The sequence below is a fragment of the Paenibacillus catalpae genome, assembly GCF_900112695.1.
Taxonomy (GTDB): Bacteria; Bacillota; Bacilli; order Paenibacillales; family Paenibacillaceae; genus Pristimantibacillus; species Pristimantibacillus catalpae.
Window position 1 is genome coordinate 70,613 of sequence record NZ_FOMT01000008.1, and the last position, 6,811, is coordinate 77,423.

4 protein-coding genes are annotated in these 6,811 nt (G+C 48.5%); all 4 read left to right on the top strand.

The window, feature by feature from the left end:
• The first annotated feature begins 39 nt into the window (after positions 1-39).
• The 4 genes from lysS to BM200_RS28445 all read left to right on the top strand — a co-directional run bounded on the left by lysS (position 40) and on the right by BM200_RS28445 (position 6,645).
• On the top strand, positions 40-1,566 hold the full coding sequence (gene lysS / locus BM200_RS28430) for a lysine--tRNA ligase (protein ID WP_175533070.1): 1,527 nt from the start codon (positions 40-42) through the stop codon (positions 1,564-1,566).
• 197 nt (positions 1,567-1,763) lie between these two features.
• Positions 1,764-5,201, top strand: a complete 3,438-nt coding sequence (locus BM200_RS28435; protein WP_245773185.1) for a glycosyltransferase family 39 protein — start codon at positions 1,764-1,766, stop codon at positions 5,199-5,201.
• 21 nt (positions 5,202-5,222) lie between these two features.
• A complete protein-coding gene (locus BM200_RS28440) occupies positions 5,223-6,209 on the top strand; it encodes a glycosyltransferase family 2 protein (protein WP_091190616.1) in 987 nt (328 codons plus the stop codon).
• Positions 6,199-6,645 carry a GtrA family protein gene (locus BM200_RS28445; RefSeq protein WP_091190619.1) on the top strand — a complete coding sequence of 149 codons (447 nt, stop codon included), beginning with the start codon at positions 6,199-6,201 and terminating at the stop codon, positions 6,643-6,645. The genes BM200_RS28440 and BM200_RS28445 overlap by 11 nt, the downstream gene beginning before the upstream one ends.
• Positions 6,646-6,811: the final 166 nt, after the last annotated feature.

Below are 6,811 nucleotides of genomic sequence, written 5' to 3' on the forward strand. Positions count from 1 at the left end.
GCAGCCGTTTACGCTTGAGCAGTGCCTTTAATTTAGGAGATGAATGTAGTGGATCAGCAAAACACGGGAGTGGAACAAGAGCAAGAACTAAGCGAACTTCTGCAAATCCGCAGAGACAAACTGGACGAGCTGAGAGCCCTTGGCGTTGACCCGTTTGGCGGCAAATTCGAGCGCACCCACAATGCCAAAGACATTGTGTCCGCTTATGAGGATCTTAGCAAGGAAGAGCTGGAAGAGAAAGCGATTAAGGTAAGCATTGCTGGCCGTATTATGCAAAAACGCGGCATGGGTAAAGCTTCTTTCGCGCATATCCAGGATCTCTCTGGCAAAATCCAGATTTACGTTCGTAAAGATACCGTTGAAGCGAACAAATATGCCGCATTCGAAATGCTCGACATCGGCGATATCGTTGGCATAAACGGCGTAGTGTTCAAGACAAATACCGGTGAAGTATCGGTTAAAGCCCATGAAGTAGAAGTGCTGACGAAGTCGCTTCTTCCACTGCCGGACAAATATCACGGTTTGAAAGACGTTGAGCTGCGCTACCGTCAGCGTTATGTCGATCTGATTGTGAACCCTGATGTTCAACAAACCTTCATTACGCGTTCCCGCATTATTCAGTCGATGCGCCGTTACCTCGATTCGAAGGGTTACCTTGAAGTTGAGACACCAACTCTGCATTCCATTGCAGGCGGTGCGGCTGCCCGTCCGTTTATTACGCATCATAATGCGCTTGATATGCAGTTATATATGCGTATTGCGATTGAGCTTCATTTGAAACGTCTCATTGTTGGCGGTTTGGAGAAAGTGTATGAGATCGGCCGTGTATACCGGAACGAAGGCATCTCGACACGCCATAACCCTGAGTTTACGATGATCGAGCTGTATGAGGCTTATGCCGACTACAAGGACATCATGGCGCTGACAGAGAATCTGATTGCCCACATTGCGCAAGAGGTTCTTGGCACAATGAAAATTACTTACCAAGACCAAGAGATCGATCTGACGCCAGAGTGGCGCCGTGTATCCATGGTCGACCTGGTTAAAGAAGTAACAGGCGTTGACTTCAGCGCAGAGATGAGCGACGAAGAAGCTCATGCCCTCGCGAAGGAGCATAAAGTGCCGGTTGAGCCTCACATGACGTTTGGCCATATCCTGAACGCATTCTTCGAGACTCACTGTGAGCATACGCTGATTCAGCCGACATTCGTAACCGGCCATCCGGTTGCAATCTCGCCGCTGGCGAAGAAGAACCCGGTTGATCCGCGCTTTACGGACCGCTTTGAGCTGTTCATCGTAGCGCGTGAGCATGCGAATGCATTCACCGAGTTGAACGATCCGATCGACCAGCGCCAACGCTTTGAAGCTCAGCTTGTGGAGAAAGAGCAAGGTAACGACGAAGCGCATGAGATGGATGATGATTTCATCCGTGCCCTTGAATACGGCATGCCGCCTACAGGCGGACTTGGTATTGGTGTTGACCGCCTTGTTATGCTGCTTACTAATGCCCCTTCCATCCGCGACGTTCTGTTGTTCCCGCATATGCGTGAACGTGCAGGCGAATAAGAAGATATCAACAGCACCGCTTGGACATATAGTCCAGGCGGTTTTTTTATTTAACGCGACCGCTCATATTCGGAAGACTCAATAGAGGTATTATCACGATAGGAGCACACATTGACATTTGATAGGGAAAATGAGAATGTATTTTAAAGGAAAAACAAGCTGGTGAGAAACTTATCGTTCGAGGTGAACCGCGAAAAATGTGGAAGAGTGGCTTGCGTGCAATCATTTGTTTGTTATTTGTTATCGTTGTTGGCCTTTTGCCTGCCATAAACGGCTACGCGGCAGCGGAGGGGAGCGGAGCGGCAGAGACGAATGCTTTAGGCAATATTGCTACAGAAGCTTTCTCGCCAATAATTTCGATGGAGCCGGTCCAATCCGCCTCTGCAACACCTCAAGAACAGGAGAAGGTTGATCCGAAGAAAATATCGGCCTTTTCGGTTTTAGCCATATCGGCGTTATTTGGTGCACTGTTTGCTTACTTATATAGCAGGTGGCTGCGGGCCCGGGAATTTTCTGCGGCAGGGCAGCTCGAGGTTTCTGGAAGCAAGCCGTCGACGAATGGCATGCGCATTGCGCTGCTTGCGGCCTTCGCCTTCCGGTTTTACATAGCCGCCACTAATCCCGGTTATACGAATGATATTAATACGTTTATTTTTTGGGCGAACCATGCCTTTAAGGACGGACTGGGCAACTTCTATCAGGAAGGTCTGTTTGCGGATTACCCTCCAGGTTATATTTATGTGCTCTATGTGCTTGGTGCGTTGCAGTCCTGGACCGGAATCGGATCTGGCAGCGATGCAGCTATCGTTTTCTACAAACTCCCGGCTATTTTTGCGGACCTAATCTCCGGATATCTCATTTATCGTACGGCGGTCAAAAAGCTCGATCACCGGGCAGCCTTTGGACTGGCGATGCTCTATATTTGGAACCCTGCTGTCTGGATGAACTCGGCCGGATGGGGACAAGTGGATTCTTTCTTCGCCCTGATTCTCATTTTAGCTGTTCGGGCCATTACCGAAAGGAAGCTGGAGCGAGCCTCAATCTGGTTTGCGATAGCCGTTCTGGTAAAACCGCAGGCGCTTATTTTCACTCCTGTTTTTCTGCTCGCTTACGGCTACAATCTTAAATCCTGGAAGCGCATTGCTGCCGGGATTGGCTATGGAGCGGTTACGTTTCTTTTGCTCGCGGCGCCATTTATATGGAACAACGGCGGTTTGCATGCCCTTTATAATCTGTACAGGTCGACATTATCCTCTTACCCATACGCGACGCTGAACGCATTTAATCTGTACGCCTTAACCGGCGGCAATTGGGCGAAGCTGGATGCTCACTGGCTGGGAGTGGAATACGCCGCATGGGGGAATATCGGCATTGTATTTGCTACCGTCGTTTCTATTCTCTTTTTCGCCTTTCGCAAGCAACAGAAGGATCTGTCCGGCTCCTTCTATATGGCGATAATTTTGATCGTAACCGTCTTTATGTTTGCGGCCAAAATGCACGAGCGTTACATGTTCCCTGCACTGCTGCTGATGATATTCGCTTATATCGAAGCGAGGGACCGCCGGATTCTGCATCTGCTGCTAGGATTCAGCATTACGCATTTTATTAATGTCGGCTACGTTCTCGCCTTCAGCCAGGCTAATGCTTTCCTTCCTTCATCGAACGGCATCCTCATTGTCACTTCGCTGTGCAATGTTGGATTGTATGTATACATGTTATATGTTGGCTATGATAGATATATCAAGGGACGCCAGCTGCCGGTTCATGCCTTGACGAAGGCGGAGCTTGCCTTATCCGAGGAGCGGCTGCTGCAAGAAGTGCGCGACCATGAACAACCAGCCCGCAGGCTGCAGCGCAAGGACTGGCTGTGGATGTCCATCATTACGGTTGTTTACGCGGCCATTGCTCTTGTTAATCTGGGCTCAACAGTCAGTATCGATAGCGGCTGGAAGGCCGATCGGGATGGCCAAAGCTTCTATGTGGATTTCGGCAAGCCGGTACAGATCAGCCAGGTAAACAGCTTTAATGGTGTTGGCGTCGGCAATTACAAGTGGGAGTTCAGCAGCACGCCGGATCAATGGAGCAATCCAATTGAGATTGAACAGAAGGTTGGCGATAACCTGAAGTGGACGGTTAATCCGGTCAATCAGACTGTCCGGTATGCGAAGCTGACCGTTACGAAGCGGGGCTTTACCATGCAGGAGGTTGCTTTCTATTCGGAGGGCAGCGATAGACCGGTTCCGATTCAGCAGGTTGTGGATACAGCGGAGTCCAATTCCACTGAAGAAGATGCCGCTCTTGTTGGCAGCCGCTTGTTTGATGAGCAGTCAAATGCCGTTTATAAGCCTAATTATATGAACAACTCTTATTTTGATGAGATTTATCATGCCCGTACTGCTTATGAGAATCTACATGGCATTAAGGCTTACGAGAATACGCATCCGCCGCTTGGCAAGCTGCTTATTGCGGTAGGGATCAAGCTTTTTGGCCTTAGTCCGTTTGGTTGGCGTATTGTCGGTACGCTGTTTGGGGTCGCGATGCTCCCGATCATCTACCTGTTTGCTCTTCAGCTGTTCCGCAAAACAGGGTATGCGGCTACCGCAACGATCCTTTTAGCGGCTGATTTTATGCATTTCACGCAGACACGCATCGCAACCATTGATGTGTATGGCGTCTTTTTCATTATGCTGATGTTCTATTTCATGAATAAGTACAGGGAGATGAGCTTCTACCGATCACCTCTTTGGAAAACGCTTGTCCCTTTATTCTGGGCGGGGCTGTTATTTGGCATCGGGGTCGCGTCCAAATGGATTGTCATCTATGGCGGTGCCGGACTTGCCGTCATGCTGGCGCTTGTTCTTATTGAGCGTTACCGGGAGCAAGCTGCAGCAAGGCGCGTCTTGGCACGCATTAAAGAGGGAGATGTTCTTCCGGAGGAAGAGGTGTATCGGAAGGTATCCCGCGGTTTTGTGCGTAATACCGTACTGACTCTGGCAAGCTGTGTTGTCTTCTTCGTTGTTATACCGCTTGCGATCTATTGCTTGTCCTACATTCCGGTACTTTCGGTCAAGGGAGATACGTTTACAGCGGAGCGGCTCATTGAATATCAGAAGCATATGTATGACTACCATAGTAACCTTGTCGCTACGCATCCGTACTCCTCCCAGTGGTGGGAGTGGCCGTTTATGAAACGTCCTGTCTGGTATTATAACGGTAAAAATCTCGAGCCAGGCCAGATCTCGTCCATCTCATCCTTTGGCAACCCGCTTATCTGGTGGACGGGAATCTTCGCGGTTATTGCCGCCCTATATATTAGTGTAAAACGCAAAGACAAGCGGATGTATGTTTTATGGATTGCGTATCTATCGCAGTATCTGCCTTGGATGCTCGTTCCGCGGCTCACCTTTTTATATCATTATTTTGCCATGGTACCGTTCATGATTCTTGCTATCGTTTATATATTCACCCGTATTGAGGAAGGCCGGGAGAATAAAAGATGGATCCGCTGGGTGTACGCCGGCATAGCGGTTGTTCTATTTATCATGTATTATCCAGTCATTTCCGGTATGGAAGTGAGCAAGGATTATGTGATGATTGCTCTACGACATTTCGACTCTTGGGTCTTTTACAGCTAATGAAGGAAGGGGTAGACGAGCATGAAGGCGAAATACAGCATTATTGTTCCGATGTACAACGAAGAAGAAGTTATTGGCCATACGTATGCCAAGCTTAAAGAAGTCATGGATGGGTATGGCGAGCCTTATGAGCTCGTATTCGTCAACGACGGCAGCAAAGACCAAACGGTCGAAATCGTAGACGCGATCTGTCAGAACGACGTTAATGTCCGGTTAGTCAATTTTTCGCGCAACTTCGGTCATCAAATCGCTATTACTGCCGGTATGGACTACGCCCAGGGTGAAGCCATTATTATTATTGATGCTGATCTGCAGGATCCGCCGGAAGTAATGCTGGAGATGATCGGGAAGTGGAAGGAAGGCTACGAGGTTGTCTACGGTAAGCGGCTGAAGCGTAAAGGCGAAAGTGCCTTTAAGAAAATAACGGCTATGATGTTCTACCGTACAATGAGGAGCCTGACCAATTTTGATATCCCGATGGATACCGGCGATTTCCGATTAATTGACCGCAAAGTGTGCGACGTACTCCGAGGCTTGAAGGAGAAGAACCGCTTCGTGCGGGGTCTCGTCAGCTGGGTAGGCTTCCGCCAGACGATGGTGGAGTATGTCCGTGAAGAGCGATTTGCAGGAGAAACCAAGTATCCGCTGAAAAAAATGATCAGCTTTGCGGTGGATGGCATAACATCCTTCTCTTATAAGCCGCTCAAAATCGCTACCTATATCGGCTTTACCCTCTCTGCATCGAGTTTTGTTTATTTGTTGGTCGTACTGTGCCAACGGCTGTTTACTTCAACAACACAACCGGGTTGGACTACGATTGTCGCCATTAATCTCTTGTTTAACGGGATCATCTTGATGCTCCTGGGACTCATCGGCGAGTATATCGGACGTATCTATGATGAATCAAAGAATCGCCCTTTGTATATTGTAAGGGAAGCCAGGGGCTTCGACGAAGAGAAGGAGCAAGAGGAGAAGCTGAAGGAAAAGGAACGCGAATATGTCCATTGAACAACCCCAGCAGCAGATTAATCCGAGGAAGCAGCGGCTTGGCGCGCTAAAACAATTCGTTTTATTTAATATGATTGGACTGCTCAATACACTCGTAGACTTTATTGCATATGGCATACTGGTGTGGGCGGGACTATATGTCCTACCCGCGCAAGTTATTTCATATAGTGCCGGAATGGTGAACAGTTATGTGCTGAACTCCCTGTTTACTTTTAAAGGTGATGCCAAGCAGGCTAGTGGGTTAAAGGCAGACAGCGGTCGGGCTACTCGCTTTGTTATGCTGAATGCTGGTGTGCTGGGAGTATCTATGATTCTCCTTTATGTACTGACGGAAGCTGCGGGGCTGGGTCCTCTATTAGCTAAGCTATTGGCTACGGGAGTAACGGTTGTGCTTAACTTTGCAGGCAGCAAGTGGTGGGTATTCCGAAGAGCTTAGACAGATCGGAAAACTAGTATCAAAAAAACTTAAAAAAAGTACTTGCAATCGATTAGGCGTACGTGGTATATTATCTAAGTCGCCGCTGAAACACACGGACGACAAACACAAAAGAAATTGTTCTTTGAAAACTGAACAACGAGCAAAACTGCCCCGTTAGAAATAA